Source organism: Nocardioides sp. NPDC101246 (assembly GCF_044767415.1).
Classification (GTDB): domain Bacteria; phylum Actinomycetota; class Actinomycetes; order Propionibacteriales; family Nocardioidaceae; genus Nocardioides.
Map to the genome: position 1 here is coordinate 148,425 of NZ_JBIWNX010000007.1, position 20,854 is coordinate 169,278.

General features: G+C 70.0%; 20 protein-coding genes. 14 read left to right on the forward strand and 6 right to left on the reverse strand.

All coding sequences use genetic code 11. From position 1 onward, the window contains the following. Nucleotides 1-116: 116 nt before the first annotated feature. Complete coding sequence (locus ACIRON_RS14950; protein WP_402993063.1) at nt 117-1,067, reverse strand: aldo/keto reductase; 951 nt, start codon at nt 1,065-1,067, stop codon at nt 117-119. Between the two features lie 121 nt (nt 1,068-1,188). Here ACIRON_RS14950 and ACIRON_RS14955 point away from each other — a divergent pair, with 121 nt between their 5' ends. The 4 genes from ACIRON_RS14955 to ACIRON_RS14970 all read left to right on the forward strand — a co-directional run bounded on the left by ACIRON_RS14955 (nt 1,189) and on the right by ACIRON_RS14970 (nt 4,764). After that, nucleotides 1,189-2,013 (forward strand): undecaprenyl-diphosphate phosphatase, encoded by an 825-nt coding sequence (locus tag ACIRON_RS14955; protein ID WP_402993064.1) that lies wholly within the window; start codon nt 1,189-1,191, stop codon nt 2,011-2,013. A gap of 19 nt (nt 2,014-2,032) precedes the next feature. Further along, a complete protein-coding gene (gene ilvA / locus ACIRON_RS14960; protein ID WP_402993065.1) occupies nt 2,033-3,289 on the forward strand; it encodes a threonine ammonia-lyase IlvA in 1,257 nt (418 codons plus the stop codon). Between the two features lie 5 nt (nt 3,290-3,294). Next, nucleotides 3,295-4,476: a hypothetical protein gene (locus ACIRON_RS14965; protein ID WP_402993066.1), complete on the forward strand. Its 1,182-nt coding sequence runs from the start codon at nt 3,295-3,297 to the stop codon at nt 4,474-4,476. Between the two features lie 66 nt (nt 4,477-4,542). Next, nucleotides 4,543-4,764: a hypothetical protein gene (locus ACIRON_RS14970; protein WP_402993067.1), complete on the forward strand. Its 222-nt coding sequence runs from the start codon at nt 4,543-4,545 to the stop codon at nt 4,762-4,764. Nucleotides 4,765-4,795: 31 nt separating this feature from the next. On the opposite strand, the gene corA is transcribed toward ACIRON_RS14970, so the two are convergent. Then, a complete protein-coding gene (gene corA / locus ACIRON_RS14975; RefSeq protein WP_402993068.1) occupies nt 4,796-5,776 on the reverse strand; it encodes a magnesium/cobalt transporter CorA in 981 nt (326 codons plus the stop codon). A 55-nt stretch (nt 5,777-5,831) separates the two neighbouring features. Here corA and ACIRON_RS14980 point away from each other — a divergent pair, with 55 nt between their 5' ends. Genes ACIRON_RS14980 through mshC form a run of 4 tightly spaced genes read left to right on the forward strand, consistent with a single transcriptional unit; the run spans nt 5,832 to nt 9,213 of the window. Beyond that, the gene (locus ACIRON_RS14980; RefSeq protein WP_402993069.1) at nt 5,832-6,569 is read left to right on the forward strand and encodes a histidine phosphatase family protein; all 738 of its coding nucleotides are present in this window, start codon (nt 5,832-5,834) and stop codon (nt 6,567-6,569) included. A gap of 2 nt (nt 6,570-6,571) precedes the next feature. Beyond that, entirely contained in the window at nt 6,572-7,171 is a 600-nt protein-coding gene (locus ACIRON_RS14985) for a DUF3090 domain-containing protein (RefSeq protein ID WP_091052969.1), read from the forward strand. A 3-nt stretch (nt 7,172-7,174) separates the two neighbouring features. Continuing rightward, nucleotides 7,175-7,948: an SCO1664 family protein gene (locus ACIRON_RS14990; protein ID WP_402993070.1), complete on the forward strand. Its 774-nt coding sequence runs from the start codon at nt 7,175-7,177 to the stop codon at nt 7,946-7,948. Nucleotides 7,949-7,980: 32 nt separating this feature from the next. Further along, entirely contained in the window at nt 7,981-9,213 is a 1,233-nt protein-coding gene (gene mshC / locus ACIRON_RS14995; protein ID WP_402993071.1) for a cysteine--1-D-myo-inosityl 2-amino-2-deoxy-alpha-D-glucopyranoside ligase, read from the forward strand. A 252-nt stretch (nt 9,214-9,465) separates the two neighbouring features. On the opposite strand, the gene ACIRON_RS15000 is transcribed toward mshC, so the two are convergent. Further along, entirely contained in the window at nt 9,466-10,314 is an 849-nt protein-coding gene (locus tag ACIRON_RS15000; protein ID WP_091052965.1) for a PAC2 family protein, read from the reverse strand. 247 nt (nt 10,315-10,561) lie between these two features. Between ACIRON_RS15000 and metH the strand changes: the two genes are divergently transcribed. Continuing rightward, nucleotides 10,562-14,218, forward strand: coding sequence for a methionine synthase (gene metH, locus ACIRON_RS15005; RefSeq protein ID WP_402993236.1), 3,657 nt, complete (start codon nt 10,562-10,564; stop codon nt 14,216-14,218). Here the strand turns inward: metH and ACIRON_RS15010 are convergent. Then, a complete protein-coding gene (locus ACIRON_RS15010) occupies nt 14,200-14,427 on the reverse strand; it encodes a DUF2798 domain-containing protein (RefSeq protein ID WP_402993072.1) in 228 nt (75 codons plus the stop codon). The two genes, metH and ACIRON_RS15010, sit on opposite strands and share 19 nt — an antisense overlap. 239 nt (nt 14,428-14,666) lie before the next feature. On the opposite strand from ACIRON_RS15010, the gene ACIRON_RS15015 reads away from it, so the two are divergent. Next, a complete protein-coding gene (locus ACIRON_RS15015; RefSeq protein WP_402993073.1) occupies nt 14,667-15,080 on the forward strand; it encodes a TIGR03668 family PPOX class F420-dependent oxidoreductase in 414 nt (137 codons plus the stop codon). Here the strand turns inward: ACIRON_RS15015 and ACIRON_RS15020 are convergent. Continuing rightward, nucleotides 14,993-15,757 (reverse strand): hypothetical protein, encoded by a 765-nt coding sequence (locus ACIRON_RS15020; RefSeq protein ID WP_402993074.1) that lies wholly within the window; start codon nt 15,755-15,757, stop codon nt 14,993-14,995. The two genes, ACIRON_RS15015 and ACIRON_RS15020, sit on opposite strands and share 88 nt — an antisense overlap. Nucleotides 15,758-15,772: 15 nt before the next feature. Then, the gene (locus tag ACIRON_RS15025) at nt 15,773-16,699 is read right to left on the reverse strand and encodes a hypothetical protein (RefSeq protein WP_402993075.1); all 927 of its coding nucleotides are present in this window, start codon (nt 16,697-16,699) and stop codon (nt 15,773-15,775) included. Between the two features lie 128 nt (nt 16,700-16,827). Between ACIRON_RS15025 and ACIRON_RS15030 the strand changes: the two genes are divergently transcribed. The 4 genes from ACIRON_RS15030 to ACIRON_RS15045 all read left to right on the forward strand — a co-directional run bounded on the left by ACIRON_RS15030 (nt 16,828) and on the right by ACIRON_RS15045 (nt 20,837). Then, nucleotides 16,828-18,090: a PucR family transcriptional regulator gene (locus tag ACIRON_RS15030; protein ID WP_402993076.1), complete on the forward strand. Its 1,263-nt coding sequence runs from the start codon at nt 16,828-16,830 to the stop codon at nt 18,088-18,090. Between the two features lie 125 nt (nt 18,091-18,215). Next, nucleotides 18,216-18,713 (forward strand): CBS domain-containing protein, encoded by a 498-nt coding sequence (locus ACIRON_RS15035; RefSeq protein WP_402993077.1) that lies wholly within the window; start codon nt 18,216-18,218, stop codon nt 18,711-18,713. Then, on the forward strand, nt 18,701-19,537 hold the full coding sequence (gene fdhD / locus ACIRON_RS15040) for a formate dehydrogenase accessory sulfurtransferase FdhD (protein WP_402993078.1): 837 nt from the start codon (nt 18,701-18,703) through the stop codon (nt 19,535-19,537). Before ACIRON_RS15035 ends, fdhD begins: the two co-directional genes overlap by 13 nt. A 136-nt stretch (nt 19,538-19,673) precedes the next feature. Then, nucleotides 19,674-20,837 (forward strand): acyl-CoA dehydrogenase family protein, encoded by a 1,164-nt coding sequence (locus ACIRON_RS15045; RefSeq protein WP_402993079.1) that lies wholly within the window; start codon nt 19,674-19,676, stop codon nt 20,835-20,837. Nucleotides 20,838-20,854 lie beyond the last annotated feature (17 nt).

The following is a 20,854-nucleotide window of genomic DNA, read 5'->3' on the forward strand; positions in this document are numbered from 1 at the left end:
GGCGAGGCGGACGGCGTTCGGCTCGGGCCAAGGCAGCACTCCTTCTGATGGACTACTCAGGAGAACCAGTGTGCCGGAAGAGATGTTCCCTCGTGGCGGTGTTTCGGCAGTGAGACTCAGACGGCGGAGACGTCGTCGAGGGCGAGCGCGATCTCGGGCGGGAGGGTGAGGTCGGCGACCTGCAGCGCCTCCTTGAGCTGAGCCGCGGTGCGTGCCCCGAGGATCGGCGCGGTGACGCCCGGCCGGTCGCGCACCCACGCCAGCGAGACCTGCAGCGGCGTCCACTCCAGGCCCTCGGCGGCCTTGGCGACGGCGGTGACGATCCCGCGGGAGCGCTCGTCGTCGAAGGCGTCCACCCGGGCCGAGAAGTTCGGGTCGGCGCCGCGGGAGTGCGTCGGGATCCCGGTGCGGTACTTGCCGGTCAGCACGCCACCGGCCAGCGGCGACCAAGCCAGCAGGCCCATCCCCAGCGCCTCGGTGGCGGGCAGCACCTCGTACTCGATGTCGCGGGCCAGCAGCGAGTACTCCACCTGCGTCGAGGCCAGCGTCGCCCGCCCCGGGACGGCCCGCTGCCAGGTCGCGGCCTGGGCGGTCTGCCACCCGCTGTAGTTGGAGACACCGACGTAGGCGGCCCGGCCGCTGCTCAGCGCCATGTCGAGCGCCGTGAGGGTCTCCTCGAGCGGAACCTCGGAGGACCAGACGTGCACCTGCCACAGATCGACATGGTCGACGCCGAGCCGCTTCAACGAGGCGTCGAGGCCGGTCAGCAGGCCACCGCGCGAGGTGTCCACGCCCCGGTTGCCGCCGCGCCAGGTGATCCCACCCTTGGTCGCCACGACGACGTCGTCACGAGCCACGACACGCTCCTGGAGGAGCGAGCCGAGCAGCGCCTCCGAGGCGCCGTCGCCGTAGCCGGCGGCGGTGTCGAGCAGCGTGCCGCCGGCCTCGGTGAAACCGGCCAGCTGCTCGCGGGCCTCGTGCTCGTCGGTCACGCTGCCCCAGGTCATGGTGCCCAGGGCGAGAGACGAGACTCGCAGCCCAGTGGCTCCGAGGAGTCGGCTCTGCATGAGAACAATCTATCCGTGCCCGCGGCGGGGCCCCGGCCGGACACGCTGGCAGTGACGGCGGACACACCGACGGGGAGGCAGCGGTCGGGTGCTGCGTACGTGCCCCTTAGAGTTTGCGCCCGTGGATTATCTGCAGGCGATCGCACTGGGCATTCTTCAGGCACTCACCGAGTTCCTGCCCATCTCATCGAGCGCGCACCTGCGCATCTTCCCCGAGCTGCTCGGCTGGGGAGATCCTGGCGCGGCGTTCACCGCCGTGATCCAGATCGGCACCGAGCTGGCCGTGGTGTTCTACATGTGGCGCAACATCCGCGACATCATCGTGACCTGGTTCAAGAGCCTCTTCAACGCCGAGCTGCGCAGCCACACCGATGCCCGGATGGGCTGGTTCATCATCGTCGGCTCGATCCCGATCGTGGTGATCGGATTCGTGATGAAGGACATCATCGAGCACGACCTGCGCAGCCTGTACGTCGTCGGCACCATGCTCGTCGTCATGGGCATCGTCCTCGGCATCGCCGACCGGATCGGCGCGAACCGCAAGCAGTTCGACGACCTGTCCTGGCGCGACGCGATCCTGATGGGCCTCGCCCAGGCGTGCGCTCTGATCCCCGGCGTCTCGCGCTCGGGGGCCACGATCTCGATGGGCCGCGCGCTCGGCTACGAGCGGGCCACCGTCACCCGCTACGCCTTCCTGCTGGCGCTGCCGGCGGTCTTCGGCGCCGGTCTGTTCGAGATGGGCGAGATCGCCCACGGCGCCAACCTCTACGGCTGGGGCCCGACGATCGTCGCCACCATCGTCTCCTTCGTCCTCGGCTACGCGGTGATCGCGTGGCTGCTGAAGTACCTCTCGCACAACACCTACACCCCGTTCGTGATCTACCGGGTCGTCCTCGGACTCGTGGTTCTGGCGCTCCTCGGCGCGGGTGTGCTCACCGAGTGGTGATCGTGACAAACTCACGGATGTGTCTGAGTCTGGCAAGAAGCCTGCCGTAACACCCGCTGCCATCGAAGAGGCCGCCGCGCGCACGATCGCCACGCGCACGGCCGTCGAACGCTCGGTCAGACTCTCGGAGAGGTACGCCGCCGAGGTCCTGCTCAAGCGGGAGGACCTGCAGCTGGGGCGCTCCTACAAGGTCCGGGGCGCCTACAACCTGATGAGCTCGCTGACGCCCGAGGAGCTCGAGCGCGGCGTCGTGTGCGCCAGCGCCGGCAACCACGCCCAGGGTGTCGCGATCTCGTGCGCCCGTCTCGGGGTGCCCGGCCACATCGTGGTGCCGACCAACACGCCCAAGCAGAAGCGCGACCGGATCACCGCCCTCGGCGGCTCCCACGTGACGCTGACCCTGCACGGCTCGACCTACGACGAGGCCTCGGCCTACGCCTACGAGCTCGGGCGCGGGCTCGGGGCCACCTACGTCTCCGCCTTCGACGACCCGCGCACGATCGCCGGGCAGGGCACGGTCGGCTACGAGCTGACCTCCCAGATCGGCGAGCCGCTGGATGTCCTGCTGCTGCCGGTCGGCGGCGGTGGGCTCGCCTCGGGCGTGGCGACCTGGGTGCGCGAGGTCTGGCCGCAGACCCGGATCATCGGGGTCGAGCCCGCGGGCGCCGCCTCGATGGCGGCTGCGATCGAGGCCGGTGGACCGGTCCGGCTGGACACGCTCGACACGTTCGTGGACGGCGCCGCGGTCGCGACTGCGGGGAAGGTGACGTACCCGATCGTCAAGGAGTACGTCGACGAGCTCGTCTCCGTGCCGGTCGGCGCGATCTGCGTGGAGATGCTCGAGCTCTACCAGACCGAGGGGATCATCGCCGAGCCCGCCGGCGCGCTCGCGGTGGCGGCCCTGGGGCAGATCGACCTGCGCGGCGCGACTCGCGTTGGCGCCGTCCTCTCCGGCGGCAACAACGACGTCTCCCGTTATGCCGACGTGCTCGAGCGCGCCCTGATCCACCAGGGTCTGCGCCACTACTTCCTGGTCTCGTTCCCGCAGGCTCCCGGCGCGCTGCGCGGCTTCCTCGACGACGTCCTGGCCGACGGCGAGGACATCGTCGTCTTCGAGTACGTCAAGAAGTCCAACCGCGAGCACGGGCCCGCCCTGATCGGCATCGACCTCGACTCCGCAGACGGCTTGGCCGGGCTGCTGGAGCGCATGGGCGCCAGCGACCTGCTCATCGAGCGGATCGAACCCGACTCCCCGCTGTTCACCTTCCTGCACTGATGCGCGTGTCCGCCAAGGCCGCCGTGGTCGGCGTCGTGGTCGCGATCGGCCTCGTCTCGGGATGCTCCAGCGAGGCGGTCGACACCGGTGGCGCCCCCGGCCCCATCACCCATCGCGCCGTCGCGGCGGTCGCGCTCGAGCACCTGCCGACTGAGACGTCCAGCCGCGCCGCGTCCTACACGGACGAGTCGACGCCGCCCGAGCAGGTCTCGGTCGACCTGCGCTACGGCGCCGACGGTGAGTACGACGGTGACCTGGTGACCGTCGCCGTCTCGGCTCAACCGCTCGAGGAGGACGCGTGCCGAGGTGAGCTCGGACAGCACTGCGTCGACCTGCCGACCGAGGTGAAGAGCGCCGAGATGCAGCTGCGCTGGACCGAGGAGGAACCCGAGGAGGACCCCGGCGGCGTCGGGGTCGTGCTGGTGCGCGAGGGCGGCGAGACCGCCTCGATCGGCTACTCCGGGCCCACGATCACCGGCGACCCGCGCAAGCTCGACATGCCGATCAGCGTCGAGAGGCTGGTCGCCGTCGTCGAGGACCCGCGGCTCCGCTACCAGGCGACCTCCTCGACCCTGGCTCTCGGCGAGGAGCTGGAGGACTGGGAGGGTGGCGAGCCCGACCCCGATGCGTACGAGCTGGTCCGCAACACCGACCACGGCATCGCCCAAGCCTATGTCGGCGGCCGCGGGGGCTACGGCTACTACCAGGGTGTGATCCGGTCCCCGCTGCGCGAGCGGTTCGGCCCCGAGGCCATCGGCGGACGACTGCTGCAGCGCTCCTCACCTGGCTTCACGGGTATGCCGGATGCCGACATCGACGTCCTCGCCGCGCCGTCCCCGCCCGCGTGGATGACCCGCGAACCCTGCTCTGCGCCGACGCTTCGCCGCCACTGTGTCACCACGAAGGGCAAGCGCGGCCCGCTGGTCTTCGCCTGGCAGCCCGCCAAGGGCGATGACGTGGGTTGGGCCTGGATGATCTCGATGCGCGAGAAGGAGGTCGTCGCCGTCCGCTACCAGGGCCCGCGGATGCCGGCTGCCTACGACGACGCCGCGATGCTCACCGAGTGGTACGACGGCGAGCAGCTCGACTCGCAGGGCGGCGAGGCCGAGTCGGAGTTCGCCGACGACCTGTCCCTGTGGTGCGACCGGGAGCACCTCGACGCACGCCCGGTCAAGCAGCTCGACTAGGGCTCCGATGATCAACAGCTGGGCGAGTGGGTGTCACTCTCGTTCAAACGTGAAATGCTGGCAGCAATGAGCAGCACTCAGCACCACGTAGCGTGGCTCGAAGCGAAAGCCGAGAAGTACGTCGAAGACGCCAAGGTCTTCACGGACGCGAGGAGCAGCGACCTCCAGGTCGGCGGACTCACCGGCGAGCAGTGGGCAACGGTGTACAAGGCCGTCGCCCATGAGCTCCGGGAGTGCGCACGCGAGGCTGCGGAGCTACGAGCGCGAAGCTGGTGGCGCAGAGGCTAGCGACCGAGATCTCCAGGGCTGCCTCAGAGCGTCAGAACCAGCCGGACTTGCGGAAGAAGATCCACAGGCCGGCCATCACCGAGGCCATCAGGATCAGCGCGAACGGGTAGCCGAAGGTCCAGTCCAGCTCGGGCATGTGGGTGAAGTTCATCCCGTAGACGCCGGCGATCAGGGTGGGCACCACGACCATCGCCGCACCCGCGGAGATCTTGCGCATGTCCTCGTTCTGCTGCAGCGAGAGCTGGGCCAGGTGCGCCTCGAACGCGGAGGAGAGCAGGGTGTCGAGGTTCTCGACGGTCTCCGCGATCGAGGAGAGATGGTCGAGCACGTCGCGGAAGTAGGGGCGCAGGTCGGGGTCGATCGCCCCCTCGCCGTTGGCGAAGCGACGCACCGGCTCCCGCAGCGGCATCACGGCCCGGCGTACCTCGGCCAGCTCCCGCTTGAGGCGGTAGATCCGGGCGGAGTCCCGGGTGCGCTCGTTGGAGAAGACCGAGGTCTCGACCTCGTCGACGTCCTCGGTGAGGCCGTCCATGACGCGTACGTAGCCGTCGACGATGTAGTCGACCACGGCGTAGACGGCCGAGTAGCTGCCCTCGGTGAGCAGTTGCTCCTCGCTGGTCTCCAGCAGCTCGCGGGCCGGTGCGAGGCGCGAGCCCCGGCCGTGGCGGACGGTGATGACGTAGTCGGGGCCGATGAAGAAGGCGACCTCGCCGGTCTCGACGGCGTCCTCGGCGTCGACGTACCAGAGCGTCTTGACGACCAGGAACATCCCGCCCTCGTAGCGCTCCAGCTTGGGTCGCTGGTGGGCGGTGAGCGCGTCCTCGACGGCGAGCGGATGCAGCCCGAAGGCCTCGGCGACCTCGTCGAGCTCGTACTGGCTGGGCTGGTAGAGCCCGAGCCAGACGAAGTCGCCCTCGTCCTTCACGCCGCTTCGCAGCGTGGCGTAGTCGTGGGGCGCGCAGTCGGTGTGCTCACGCGCCCCGGCGCGGTAGAGAGCGCTGTCGACGATCACGTTGTCAGGTTAGGGCATGGCGGCCGTTCCCCACGGGGTGGATAGGGTCCCCGACGTGGCGACGATGATCCTGGTGAGACACGGCCGTACGACGGCGAACGCATCCGGCACCCTGGCCGGCCGACTTCCCGGGGTGAGGCTGGACGAGCGCGGCCTGGAGCAGGCGAGCCGAGCGGCTGAGCGGATCGCGCCGGTCCCGCTCGCGCTGGCGGTCACGAGCCCGATGGAGCGCTGCCAGCAGACGCTGTCGGCGATCCTGGAGGGTCGCGCCGAGCAGCCCACCGTCCTCGTCGAGGACGGCGTCTCCGAGTGCGACTACGGCGAGTGGCAGGGCGAGAAGATCACCACGCTGGCGCGGCGCAAGCTGTGGAAGACGGTGCAGACCCAGCCCTCGGCGGTCACCTTCCCCGGCGGCGAGTCGATGGCCGCGATGCAGGCCCGAGGAGTCGAGGCCGTACGCCGCCACGACGCCGCCGTCACGGCCGCGCACGGGGACCCTGCGGTCTGGCTGTGCGTGAGCCACGGCGACCTGATCAAGTCGATCCTGGCCGACGCGCTCGGGATGCACCTGGACCTCTTCCAGCGGCTGCACGTCGACCCGGCCTCCATCTCGGTCGTCCGCTACGGCGAGGGACGCCCCTCGGTCCTGGCGACGAACACGCACGCCGGCGATCTGTCCTGGCTGGCGCCGAAGCCGGCCGCGAAGAAGGGGCGCAAGTCGCCGCGGCGCCGCAGCGACGACGCCGTCGTGGGCGGCGGCTCGGGTCCTGAGGCAGGTCTGGATAAGGTTTGACCATGCCTGTGATGCACGCCTTCGACCCGCCCGAGCGATTCGTCGTCGGCACCGTCGGTGAGCCCGGGGCGCGTACGTTCTTCCTCCAGGCGCGTGAGGGAGCGCGGGTCGTCTCCGTCGCCCTGGAGAAGCAGCAGGTCACGGTGCTCGCCGAGCGGCTCGACGAGCTCCTCGACGAGGTGATGAAGTCGGCGCCCGCCGTGGTGCCGGCGATCGCTCCCTACGACCTCGACGACAACGGCCCGCTGGAGCAGCCGATCGAGGAAGAGTTCCGGGCGGGCACGATGACCCTGGCCTGGGACCCCGACGAGGACATGGTCGTCCTCGAGGTCTTCCCGATCAGCGAGGTCGAGGTGATCGCCGAGGTCGACGAGTCCGGCCGGCTGGTCGACGAGGACGCCGAGATCGAGCTGGAGGAGGCCGAGCCCGACGAGGTGCTCCTGGTGCGGATCGCCCCGCGCAACGCCCGTGCCTTCGTCAAGCGGGCCGAGGCGGTGCTGGGCGCCGGACGCCCCAACTGCCCGTTCTGCGGCAGCCCGATCGACCCCGAGGGACACCTGTGCGTGCGGGCGAACGGGTTCAAGCGGCGTGACCCGGTCTGATCCATGTCGGTGACCGAGTCGCTCATCGGGTCCGACGACGAGCTGGTGCTCGTCGGGCGGCTGACCACGGCCTCGAACGCGACCTTCCTGGCGACCATCGGCGGCACCGAGGTCGTCTACAAGCCGATCGCGGGGGAGCGGCCGCTGTGGGACTTCCCCGACGGGCGGCTGGCGCACCGCGAGGTCGCCGCCTACCTCGTCTCCGAGGCCCTGGGCTGGTCCGTGGTGCCGGAGACCTGGCTGCGTGAGGGCCCGCACGGCCTCGGCATGGTGCAGCGCTGGGTCACCGCCGACGAGTCCGTCGAGCCGGTGACGATCGTGCCCGCCGGTGAGATTCCCTCGGGGTTCCTGCATGTCTTCGACGGCTACGACGGGCTCGACCGGGCCGTCTCGCTCGCCCATGAGGACACGCCGGCGCTGCGGCGGATGGCCGTCTTCGACGCTCTCACGAACAACGCGGATCGCAAGGGTGGCCACGTGCTGCCCGTCGTCGGCGGGCACCGGTTCGGCTGCGACCACGGGCTGACCTTCCACGACGAGCCGAAGCTGCGCACCATCCTGTGGGGATGGCAGGGGCAGGGCTTCGCCGAGGAGGAGGCCGCCGGGATCCGGACGGTCCTCGCGGGGCTCTCGGGTGCGTTGGGGAGGGGGCTGGCGGCGTACCTCTCGGGGCGGGACCTGGAGGCGCTCGGTCAGCGGTGCGAGGAACTGCTCGTGGAGGGGGTCTTTCCTGAGCCCGAGTACGACCGCCATGTCATCCCGTGGCCGCCGTTCTGAGACGGATGGGGTCTTCCAAGTAGGCTGCACCCATGCGCGCATGGTCTGCACCCGAAGTCCCAGAACTGTCCGTCACAGGGCCCGAGGTGCAGCTCTATGACCATCAGCGGGACGCGGTCGTCCCGACCCAGGGTCAGGGGCGGCGTTCGCTCTACGTATGTGGCATCACGCCCTACGACGCGACCCACATGGGCCACGCCAACACCTACGTCGCCTTCGACCTGCTCCACCGGGCCTGGCTCAACGCCGGCTACGAGGTCGGCTACACCCAGAACGTCACCGACGTCGACGACCCGCTTCTCGAGCGGGCCGACAAGGTCGGGATCGAGTGGGAGGCGCTCGCCGAGCGCGAGACCGAGCTCTTCCGCCAGGACATGGAGGCGCTGCGGGTCGTGCCGCCGCAGCACTACATCGGCGCGGTCGAGTCGATCCCGCTGGTGCTATCGCTGATCGGCGAGCTCGAGGAGGCCGGCGCGATCTACAAGGTCGACGAGGACGTCTACGCCTCGGTGGCCGTCGACGACGCGTTCGGCGAGGAGTCGCGCCTGGGGCGCGAGGAGATGATCGAGCTCTTCGGCGAGCGCGGCGGTGACCCCGAGCGGGCCGGCAAGAAGGACCCGCTCGACCCGTTGCTGTGGCTCGCCGAGCGTCCCGGCGAGCCGTCCTGGCCCTCGCCCTACGGTCCCGGCCGCCCCGGCTGGCACATCGAGTGCACCGCGATCGCCCTGGAGCACCTCGGCGCCGGGTTCACCGTCCAGGCCGGCGGCTCCGACCTGGTCTTCCCGCACCACGAGATGTCCGGCTCCCACGCGCGGTCGGCCGGCAAGGACTTCGCCGAGATCTACACCCACGGCGGGATGGTGGCCTACGACGGCCACAAGATGTCCAAGTCGCGCGGCAACCTGGTCTTCGTCTCCGCCCTGCGCAACTCCGAGATCGACCCGATGGCGATCCGGCTGGTGCTGCTCGGCCACCACTACCGCGACGACTGGGAGTGGACCGACGCCAAGCTCTTCGACGCCGTCGACAAGATCGCCGAGTGGCGCAAGGCCGTCGCCCTCGGGCGCGGTGCCCCTGCCGCTCCGGTCGTCGAGACCGTCCTCGGTGCTCTCGCCGACGACCTCGACGCCCCACGCGCGGTCCAGGCCGTCGACGCCTGGGTCGCCGCCACCCTCGGCGCGGGCGGTCTCGCCGAGACCTCCGACGCTCTCGCCGGCGAGACCATCACCAAGCTCGTCGACGCGGCCCTGGGTATCAAGCTCTAGCCGAGACGTCGCTGCCGTCGGCCGAGGCGTCAGGTACGTCGGCCGAGAGGTCACTCCGGTCGGTCGAGGCGTCAGGTACGTCGGCCGAAGGGTCACTCCGGTCGGTCGAGGCGTCACCGTGACGCTTCGGCAGTCCTAGTTGACGCTTCGACCGGCGTACGTGACGTGTCGGCTGTCTTAGTTGACGTGTCGGCCGACGTAGTTGACGCTTCGGCCGACGTAGCTGACGCTTCGGGCGGCGGGGGTGACGAGTCAGCTGTCGTCGGTGCGGCGCTTGAGGTAGCGCTCGAACTCCCGGGCGATCGCGTCGCCACTGGCCTCGGGAAGGTCGGCGGTGTCGCGGGCCTCCTCGAGGGAGCGTACGTAGTCGGAGACGTCCTCGTCCTCCTCGGCGAGGTCGTTGACGCCGCGCTCCCAGGCTCGGGCGTCCTCGGGGAGGTCGCCGAGGGGGATGGAGCACTGCAGAAGGTCCTCGAGCTTGTTGACGATGGCGAGGGTGGCCTTGGGGCAGGGCGGGGCGGCGACGTAGTGGGGGACCGCGGCCCAGTAGGAGACCGCGGGGATGTCGGACTGGATGCAGGCCTCCTGGAGCACACCGACGATGCCGGTCGGCCCCTCGTAGGACGGCGAGTCGAGCTTGAGGCGGTCGACGAGGTCGGGCTCGGTGGCGGTGCCGGAGACCGGGATCGGCCGGGTGTGCGGAGCGTCGGCGAGAAGCGCGCCGAGGGTCACCACGAGCTGGCCGCCGAGCTCGTCGACGCACTCCAGGATCTCGCCGACGAACTGCTTCCAGCGCATGTTGGGCTCGATCCCGCGCACCAGGATGATGTCGCGGTCCAGGTCGGGCGGGGAGCAGACGGCGATCTGGGTGGTGGGCCAGGTGATGGAACGGAAGCCGTTCTCGTCGGTGCTGGTGACCGGCCGGTTGACCTGGTAGTCGTAGAAGTCCTCGGGATCGATCTCGGCCACCACCCGCGCGTGCCAGACGTCCATCAGATGGTCAACCGTGCCGGAGGCGGCGTCGGCCGCGTCGTTCCAGCCCTCGAACGCGGCGATCACCACAGGATCGACCAGGTCGCGGGTCTCTTCGATCTCGATCACACCTCCACCCTAGTCACCGGGACCAGGGAGGCGGCGTCGTTCACGCTGCGTACACCTTCTCAATTCCCACCTGGTGGACTCCCGGTGTCAGGATTCGGAATGAAATGGCATGGCCCGCGCACCTACGCCGTAGCGTGTTTCAGGCAAAGCCGTGCACACCACCGTGCCCGCCCGGGAGAGGAAAGCAAGAGTGAGTCTGCGCCCTGATGTCACCGAGACCCTGACCGCCACCTTGAAGGAGCGGATCATGGTGCTCGACGGTGCGATGGGCACTGCGATCCAACGTGACCGTCCCGACGAGGCCGGCTATCGCGGCGAGCGGTTCAAGGACTGGCACTCCGACCTGATCGGCAACAACGACCTGCTCAACCTGACCCAGCCGCAGATCATCGAGGGCATCCACCGCGAGTATCTCGAGGCCGGCGCCGACATCATCGAGACCAACACGTTCAACGCCAACGCGGTCTCGCTGATCGACTACGACCTGGTCGACCTCGCCTACGAGATCAACTTCGAGGCCGCGCGCCTGGCTCGTGAGGCCGCGGACATCTACTCGACCCCCGAGAAGCCGCGCTACGTCGCCGGCGCGCTCGGCCCGACGACGCGTACGGCCTCGATCAGCCCGGACGTGAACGACCCCGGCGCCCGCAACATCACCTACGAGCAGCTCCGCGACGCCTACGCCGAGGCGACCCGTGCGCTCCTCGAGGGCGGCTCGGACCTGATCTTCATCGAGACCATCTTCGACACCCTCAACGCCAAGGCGGCGATCTTCGCCGTCCAGCAGGTCTTCGAGGAGTACGGCCGGCGCTGGCCGGTCGTGATCTCCGGCACGATCACCGACGCCAGCGGCCGCACCCTGTCGGGGCAGGTCACCGAGGCGTTCTGGGATTCCGTACGTCACGCCGAACCGCTCCTGGTGGGTCTCAACTGCGCGCTCGGCGCCCAGGAGATGCGCCCCTACATCGCCGAGCTCGCCCGCGTCGCGGACGCCTTCGTCTCCTGCTACCCCAACGCGGGGCTGCCGAACGCCTTCGGCGAGTACGACGAGGGTCCCTCCGACACCGCGGGCCACGTCCACGAGTTCGCCACCGCCGGGTTCGTGAACCTGGTCGGCGGCTGCTGCGGCACCACGCCGGCCCACATCGCCGAGATCGCCAAGCAGGTCGAGGGGGTCGCGCCCCGCGACGTCCCCGAGGTCGAGCCCGCGCTGCGGCTCTCCGGCCTGGAGCCGTTCACCGTGACCGAGGAGAGCCTCTTCGTCAACGTGGGGGAGCGGACCAACATCACCGGGTCGGCGAAGTTCCGCAACCTGATCAAGGCCGGCGACTTCGACACCGCGCTGTCCGTGGCCGCGCAGCAGGTCGAGAACGGCGCCCAGGTCATCGACGTCAACATGGACGAGGGCATGATCGACGGGGTCGCGGCGATGACCCGGTTCCTGACGCTGGTCGCCTCCGAGCCCGACATCTCCCGGGTCCCGATCATGATCGACTCCTCCAAGTGGGAGGTCATCGAGGCCGGCCTCAAGCTCGTCCAGGGCAAGCCGATCGTCAACTCGATCTCGCTCAAGGAGGGCGTGGAGTCCTTCGTCGAGCACGCCGAGCTGTGCAAGCGCTACGGCGCCGCCGCGGTCGTGATGGCCTTCGACGAGGACGGCCAGGCCGACTCCTACGAGCGCCGGATCGCGGTGTGCGAGCGGGCCTATCGGATCCTCGTCGACGAGGTCGGCTTCGAGCCCGACGACATCATCTTCGACCCCAACGTGTTCGCGGTCGCGACCGGGATCGAGGAGCACGCGACCTATGGCGTGGACTTCATCGAGGCGGTTCGCTGGATCAAGCAGAACCTCCCCGGCGCGAAGGTCTCCGGCGGCATCTCCAACGTGAGCTTCTCCTTCCGGGGCAACAACCCGGTGCGCGAAGCGATCCACGCGGTCTTCCTCTACCACGCGATCGAGGCGGGCCTGGACATGGGCATCGTCAACGCCGGCGCCCTGGTGCCCTACTCCGAGGTCGACCCGGAGCTGCGGGATCGGATCGAGGACGTCGTGCTCAACCGGCGTGCCGACGCCGCCGAGCGGCTGCTGGAGATCGCCTCGAAGTTCAACAAGGACTCACCCGAGGCGGAGGCCAAGGCCGAGGCCTGGCGCGAGCTGCCGGTCGGCGAGCGGATCACCCACGCGCTGGTCAAGGGCATGGACGCCTACGTCGAGTCCGACACCGAGGAGCTCCGCGCCGAGATCTCGGCTCGCGGTGGCCGCCCGATCGAGGTCATCGAGGGGCCGCTGATGGACGGCATGAACGTCGTCGGCGACCTGTTCGGCGCCGGCAAGATGTTCCTGCCGCAGGTCGTCAAGAGCGCTCGGGTGATGAAGAAGGCGGTCGCCTACCTGATCCCGTTCATCGAGGCCGAGAAGAAGCCGGGCGACGCCGAGACCAAGAACGGCACCATCGTGATGGCCACGGTCAAGGGCGACGTCCACGACATCGGCAAGAACATCGTCGGCGTGGTGCTGCAGTGCAACAACTACGAGGTGATCGACCTCGGTGTGATGGTGCCGGCGCAGAAGATCCTCGACGCCGCCAAGGAGCACGACGCCGACATCATCGGCCTCTCCGGCCTGATCACGCCGTCACTGGACGAGATGGTCGGCTTCGCCACCGAGATGCAGCGCGTCGGACTCGACCTGCCGCTGCTCATCGGCGGCGCCACGACCTCGCGAGCCCACACCGCGGTCAAGATCGACAAGGCCTACGACGGGCCTGTCGTGTGGGTCAAGGACGCCTCCCGGTCGGTGCCGACCGCGGCAGCCCTGCTCGACGCGGGGCGGCGCGAGAAGCTGATGGCCGAGGTCAAGACCGACTACGACTCGCTCCGCGAGCGTCACGCCGAGCGGCGCGAGCGGGTGTCCCTGACCTACGTCCAGGCGAAGGCCAACAAGCCCGAGATCGACTTCTCGAAGGCCCCGGTGGAGCCGGCGCAGCCCGGCGTGCACACGCTGCTGGACTATCCGATCGCGGAGCTGCGCGACTACATCGACTGGCAGCCGTTCTTCAACGCCTGGGAGATGAAGGGTCGCTTCCCCGACATCCTCAACAACCCGGCCACCGGCGAGGCCGCGCGCAAGCTCTACGACGACGCGCAGGAGATGCTCGACAAGATCATCGAGGAGAAGTGGATCGAGGCGCGTGGCGTCTATGGCCTCTTCCCGGCCAACTCGACCGGCGAGGACGTGGTCGTCTATGCCGATGACTCGCGCACCGAGGAGCGGGCGACGCTGTTCCAGCTGCGTCAGCAGGGCCAGCACCGTGACGGCATCTCCAACAAGTCGATGGCCGACTTCGTCGCGCCGGTCGGCGAGGGGGCCGACCACGTCGGCGCCTTCGCGGTGACCGCGGGGATCGGGCTCCCTGAGCGGGTCATGGCGTTCAAGGACGAGCTCGACGACTACTCCGCGATCATGGTGGAGGCGCTCGCCGACCGCCTCGCCGAGGCGTTCGCGGAGCGGCTCCACCAGCGCGTACGCACCGAGTTCTGGGGCTACGCCGCCGAAGAGGGCGGTAACGGCCAGCTCTCCAACGAGGACCTGATCGCCGAGAAGTACGCCGGCATCCGCCCCGCCCCGGGCTACCCGGCCTGTCCCGACCACACCGAGAAGCAGACCATCTGGTCGCTGCTCGACGTCGAGAAGCAGACCGGCATCGAGCTCACCGAGTCGATGGCGATGTGGCCGGGTGCCTCGGTCTCGGGCCTCTACTACGGCCACCCCGACTCGCAGTACTTCGTCGTCGGCCGTCTCGGCCAGGACCAGGTCGCCGACTACGCCCGTCGCAAGGGCTGGACCATGGCCGAGGCCGAGCGCTGGCTCTCGCCCAACCTGGGCTACGACCCGGAGGACTGAGTCAGTCGGATCGCGACCTTCATCGCCGCCGGTCGGAAGAGCATCGTGAGCACGAATGCGATGGGCCAGGCGGTGATGAAGGCGAGCGGCCACTGTGTCAGCCAGTCGATGGTCGGGCCCATCGCGATGAGCGACATGATGCCCGACATCGTCAGGGCCATCAGGAAGGTCATCACGACCTGGATGAGAAGTCCGGTGCGCTTGTCCATGGATCGTCCGATCATGTTCGTGAACGGCGGCGCCGACGACCGAGGTCCCGGTGCGCCATCCGTTCGGTTCGGTAATGGCGCCGTGGGCCCGCACCCGTAGGGCGCGACGTCGTCTCGGGGACACCGAGGGCTGGACTAACCGAACCAGCCTGTCTCTTTCCGGCTGGACCAGGGTAGGGGAGGAGAGGGCCTGTTCGCCTGTGGGTCCGGCGGCGATGTTCGTCACATAGGCTCGCAGGGTGCGGCGCGAGGAGCAGTGGGCCAGGGAGCGGTTCGCCGATGCCCGGGTGGCCCGACTGGCCACGGTCTCGGCCGATGCTGTGCCACGGATCGTGCCGATCGTGTTCGCGGTGGCGGGCGATGTGCTGGTCACGGCCGTCGACCACAAGCCCAAGTCGACCACGCGACTGCGGCGGCTCGAGGACATCGCCGCCAACCCCCGGGTCGCGGTGCTGGTGGACCGCTACGACGACGACTGGTCCCAGCTGTGGTGGGCGCGGGCCGACGGCGTGGCGAGCGTGCACGAGACCTACGACCTGGCGCCGCTGGTCGCGAAGTACGCCGACTATCGCGAGCGGCCGCCGGCGGGTCCGGTGATCGCGGTGGAGGTCACCCGCTGGTCGGGCTGGTCGAGCCAGGCCGGCGGCACCTGACCGACGCTGACCAGGTTCCAGAAGGCAGTACGCCGCGTCAGTATCGTGACGAGGTGGTAGCCGTCCGGGTGCCGGACGAGCACGCCGGCGACCGGCTCGGCCGCCGGATCCAGGCGCAGCGGGACGACGTGGGCCCAGGTCTCGGTGGCCGGATACCAGTAGGCCCCGACGCTCGCGCCGTCCCAGGAGGCCAAGGCGGCGTTGGCCTCGGCGACCGCCGGCCGGAGCCGGGCCAGGACCTGCTCGGGAGCCATGCCCGCGCGGTCGGCGTGGTCGTAGGCGATGTGGAGCGCGCCGACCGAGCTGATCGTGGCCGTCGGGTCCAGTGCCGGGGGCTCCCACCCCGACAGCACCGTCCGGCAGCGCAGGCAGTCGTCGTCGCGGCTCCAGTCGACGAACTCGACGTCGTCGACGCTGAGATCCTCGCCACGGCTGGTGACCAGGACGATGCGCAGCCCCTCGGGATCGCGCAGCGGCAGCGGGTTGTGCTCGAGCCCGTCGCGGAAGTGCAGCAGCCCGAAGGTCTCGTTCACCCCGACCCGGTGGACCACGGCGCCGCCCAGTCCCTGCAGCTGCGCCTTGGACGACTCCCGGCGGACAAGGGCCGGATCGACCAGGTCGGCGAGCCACTCGACCAGCTCGTCGTCGAGGAGGCGTTCGGCCTCAGCCTCCAGCACGCGGTCTCCCCGCCATCAACGCGACGGCCGCCGGAACGGTCGCAGGATCTCCCCGCTGGGAGAAGGACCGCGGGAGCGCATCGCGGGGTGGGCCGGGGGCTGCGGCGGGGCAGCACCGGCCCAGGGGCTGCGTACGTCCAGGACGGTGGCCCATTGCGACGCGGTCGGGCGGAGTCCGGGAGGAGCGGCGGCCTGGTCCATCAGCCGGGTGAGCGGACCGACCAGGATGCCGGCCTCGCCGGCGAAGGTCAGGTCGGGCCGGTGGCCGGGAGCGGCGTTGCGGTCGCCGGTGAGCACCCGGGCGATCGTGAGGGCCAGCTTGAAGCGGTCGCTGTCGGCGGTCGGCGGCAGACCGGCGTTGCTGGGGTCCTCCCAGCCGCGGGTGTCGGCGGGGGGCAGCACGCCGTCCTCGCCGGCCGGCCGGATCCCGTCGCAGTCGAGCAGCATCACCCGGGGGACCGGCGACACCGACCAGGCGATGTTGCGCGGCGAGAGGTCGCCGAGGACCAGTCCCTGCCGGTGCAGCGCGTCCATCACCGCGGCCAGCGCCCGCATCAGCAGCACGCGCTCGTAGATCCCGGGACTCCGTACGTCCCCGCTGTCCACGAGCAGACCCAGCTCCGCAAGGGCGGTGGTGGGGCCGAAGCCGGCCAGGAACGGGTCGTGGACCCGTTGCATCAGGAAACCGGCGGTGCGCAGTCCGTCGAGCACGACCGTGTGCGGCCAGGCGGCGAAGTGGTCCACCTGGAGACCCTCGCTCTCGACGAACCCGCGGATCCGCACCAGCTCCGCCAGGGCACGGCCGTCCACGAGGCCGCGCTCTCGGGTGCGGTAGAGCTTCGCGACCGTCCCGGGGTGGTCGGCCAGCTCGATGATGCGGCCCTGCGAGCCCTGGGCGAGATGGCGTCCCAGGGTCAGGTCGCTGAGCTGGATTTCGTTCACGGAACCTCCGGCCCCAGTCGTAGGTAGGCAGATCGTACGTGGCTGGGCGATTCCGTGCCGAGTCGACGGCTCATCTGGCGGCACCGGGCTGATGACAGGATGGTCGCGGGACCGGCGAAGGAGGGCGTGTGACACGACAGGACGGGCGAGTGCTGCTCGCGGCCTGGGCGGAGCAGAACCTCGCCCGGCTCGCCGAGGAGGCGAGCCAGCGGGTCGCTGACCGGATCGGCACCTACTACCGCGACGGCGAGAGCGGGCCGGTCTCCCTCGAGGAGCTGCGGCAGTCCTTCGCCCACAATCTCCGTTCGGTGATCGCCGCGATCGCCGATCCGCACGCCCGGCTCGACCTGGAGGCCTCCGACCGGACCGGCCGGCGCCGGGCGGGGCAGGGCGTGCCGCTCCCGGAGGTACTGCGGGCCTACCGGATCTGCTTCTCCGCGCTCTGGGACGCCCTCGTCGCGCACGTCCAGGTCACCCCTCAACAGGCGCTGACCGATGCCCTGATCGAGACCGCCGGCGTCATCTGGCGCTTCACCGACGAGCATGCCGTCGTCCTGACCGAGGCCTATCGGGCGACCACGGCCGAGCTGATGCTCGCCGAGCAGCGTCGACGCTCGGCAGTCGTCGAGGCGGTGCTCACCGGCCGTCCCGGTCCCGAGTCGGGTCCCTGGGAGGCGGCGGCGCTGCTCGGCTTCCCGGCCGATGCGTTGCTGATCGTGGTCGCCGCCGAGACCGACGGGCTCGCTGAGGAGAGCCTGGTCAACGTCGAGCAGCGTCTCGCCGAGAAGGGCTTCGTCTCCGGCTGGCGGCTGACCCCCGCCCAGCAGCTCGGCATCGTCTCGTTCCCCGAGGAGCGGGAGGAGGAGGTGCTGGAGATGCTGCGCGGCTTCGCGGACGCCCGCACCGGGGTGAGCCCGCCCTACGCCTCGCTCCCGGAGACCCCACGCGCGCTGCGCCTGGCGCGAGCGGCGCTGGCCGGGCTGGAGCCGGGCAAGGCGGGGCTGCGGGCCTTCGACCACAGCCCGCTGGCCGCGCTGGTCGTCTACGAGCCCGCCGAGGGCCGCCGGCTCGCCGAGAACGTCTTGGGGGAGGTGCTGCGGCAGCCGGCCGAGGACCGTGAGCTGCTGCTCGAGACCCTCGACATGTACCTGGAGCAGTCCGGCTCCGCCGAGCGCGCCGCCACGCTGCTCTACTGCCACCCCAACACGGTGCGCAACCGGCTCCGCCGGATCCAGGAGCTCACCGGCCGGTCCCTGACCGAGCCCATGGACGTCGCCGAGCTGGCGGCTGCCGCCTACGCCCTGCGGGTCGCCTCGGCGACCGAGCTGTGGGCGACCCACACGCCGAAGCGGCCCGGCGTCAGCCCGCTGCGATCGCGGCCACCAGGTTGATCGTCGCCGCCCACAACGGTCGGTGTGCGTGCGGACAGCGTGTCCGGGTGAGCGGCGACGCGGGCTGTGGGCGCGGCGTACCGTGGTGTTCACCAGGACCGGCAGCGCGAACGAGAAGAGGACAGGTGCCCCTCAGCAGGATCGAGGAGTCGACCACCCGCCACGAGGATGGGGTCGAGTTCGGCGGCGGGCGGCTCGCGTACGCGCCCGGTGAAGCGACCGTGGCCGATGCCATGGTCCGCCGGCCGAAGCTGCTCCCGGCCACGGCGACCGGTCGCGACGTACGCGATCTCTTCGGCGACGACCACGTGCACGCGGCGCTCGTCGTCGACGAGCGCACACTGCTCACGGTCATCGAACCGCACGAGATCGCGGCGAGCGGGGACGCCCCGGCGAGGACGATGGGCACGCTGGCGGGTCGTACGGTAGCCCCCGACGCCGATCTCTGGGAGACCTGGACCTGGATGACCGCCAACGGCTGCCGCAGGCTGGCCGTGGTCGAGAACGGGCGCTGTGTCGGGCTCCTCTGTCTCAAGCGCAGCAGCCGGGGCCTCTGCTGTGACGCCGGCATCCGGGCGAGGGCTCGACAGACCACACCACAGGAGCTGACATGGGAAGAGTGACAGTTGGACGGCCCGTGCTGCGGGTGCGTGACGGCGTCATCTCGCGGCGGCCGGACAAGCTGGCCGCCGAGGAGCCGATGGAGATCAGGGTCAACGGCCGGCCGTTGACCGTCACGATGCGCACTCCCGGTGGCGACTTCGACCTGGCCGTCGGCTTCCTGGTCAGCGAGGGCGTCGTGCACTCGGCCGACGACGTTGCGAGCGTCCGCTACTGCGCCGGCGCGACCGCCGACGGCGGCAACACCTACAACGTGGTCGATGTCGGCCTGGCGGCGCACGTCCCGCCGCCGGACGCCTCCCTGGAGCGCAGCTTCTACACGACCTCCTCGTGCGGCCTGTGCGGGAAGGCGTCGCTCGAGGCGGTGCGTACGTCCTCTGCCTGGTCGGTCGCCGAAGACACCCTGCGCGTCACCCCCGAGCTCCTGGCCACGATGCCGGAGCGGCTTCGGGAGGCGCAGCGCGTCTTCGACAGCACCGGCGGCCTGCACGCGGCCGGGCTCTTCGACGCCGAGGGCAACCTGCTCTGCGTACGCGAGGACGTCGGCCGTCACAACGCCGTCGACAAGGTGATCGGGCACGCGCTGCGCGAGGGCCTGGTGCCGCTGCGCAACAGCATGCTGATGGTGAGCGGCCGAGCCTCCTTCGAGCTCGTCCAGAAGGCCGTGATGGCCGGCATCCCGCTCCTCGCCGCGGTCTCGGCCCCCTCCTCGCTCGCCGTCGACCTGGCCGACGACAACGGCCTCACCCTGGTCGGCTTCCTGCGCGGATCCTCGATGAACATCTACGCAGGCACCGATCGAATCGAGCCCGTCCCCGTCGGCTGAGAACGGGCCACAGGCGCCGGCATCTCCCCGCACATGTGGGGAGATGCCGGCGTCTTTGTCATGCCCGGGTGGGACCGACTCTTGACACAGTTTTAAAATCTAATACGATTTAAAAAACGGCAGATCGGAGTAGCTGATGAGCGGTGCCATCCCCACGGATCGCAACCTGTACGACGAGGACCACGAGGCGTTCCGGGAGACCGCGCGCGCGTTCGTCGAGAAGCACGCGGCCCCCAACGCGGAACGCTGGGCGAAGGAGGGCAAGGTCGACCGCTGGCTCTTCACCGAAGCCGCCAAGGCGGGAGTGCTCGGCTTCAACATCCCCGAGGAGTACGGCGGGGGAGGCACCCGCGACTTCCGCTTCAACGCGATCTTCGGTGAGGAGCTCGCCCGGCACCCGGTCTCCGACGGCCTCGCCGGTGTCGGGCTCTCCAACGACATCGTGATCCCCTACTTCACCGACCTGACGAACGACGAGCAGAAGCAGCGCTGGCTCCCCGGCATCGCGGCCGGCGAGCTGATCGTGGCCGTCGCGATGACCGAGCCGGGCACCGGGTCGGACCTGGCCGGCATCCGCACCAGTGCGGTCCGCGACGGCGACGACTACGTCGTCAACGGCTCCAAGGTCTTCATCTCCAACGGGCAGAACGCCGACCTGATCGTCACGGCCGTACGCACCGGTGAGGACAAGCACAAGGGCATCAGCCTCCTGGTGATCGAGGCCGACATGCCCGGCTTCAAGCGCGGCCGCAACCTGGAGAAGGTCGGCCTGCACGCGCAGGACACCAGCGAGCTCTTCTTCGAGGACGTACGCGTCCCGGCGGCCAACCTGCTCGGCGAGGAGGGCAGCGGGTTCCTCGGTCTGATGAAGAACCTGCCCCAGGAGCGGATCTCGATCGCCGCCAACGCGGTCGCCGCCTCCGAGGGCGTCCTCGAGCGCACCCTGACGTACGTCAAGGAGCGCCAGGCCTTCGGCAAGCCGATCGGCTCCTTCCAGAACACCCGGTTCGAGCTGGCCGACATGGTCACCGCCGTCCGGGTCAGCCGCTCCTACATCGATGACCTCCTCGCCCGGCACTCGCGCGGCGAGCTGAGCGCCGTCGACGCGGCCGCCGCGAAGTTCTGGACCACCGAGCAGTACGTCTCGGTCGTCGGCCGCTGCGTCCAGCTGCACGGCGGCTACGGCTACATGCTCGAGTACCGGATCGCGCAGGACTACCTCGACTCCCGCATCACCACCATCTACGGCGGCACGACCGAGATCATGAAAGAGATCGTCGGCCGCGACCTCGGTCTCTGAGACCGTCCTCCACCCAT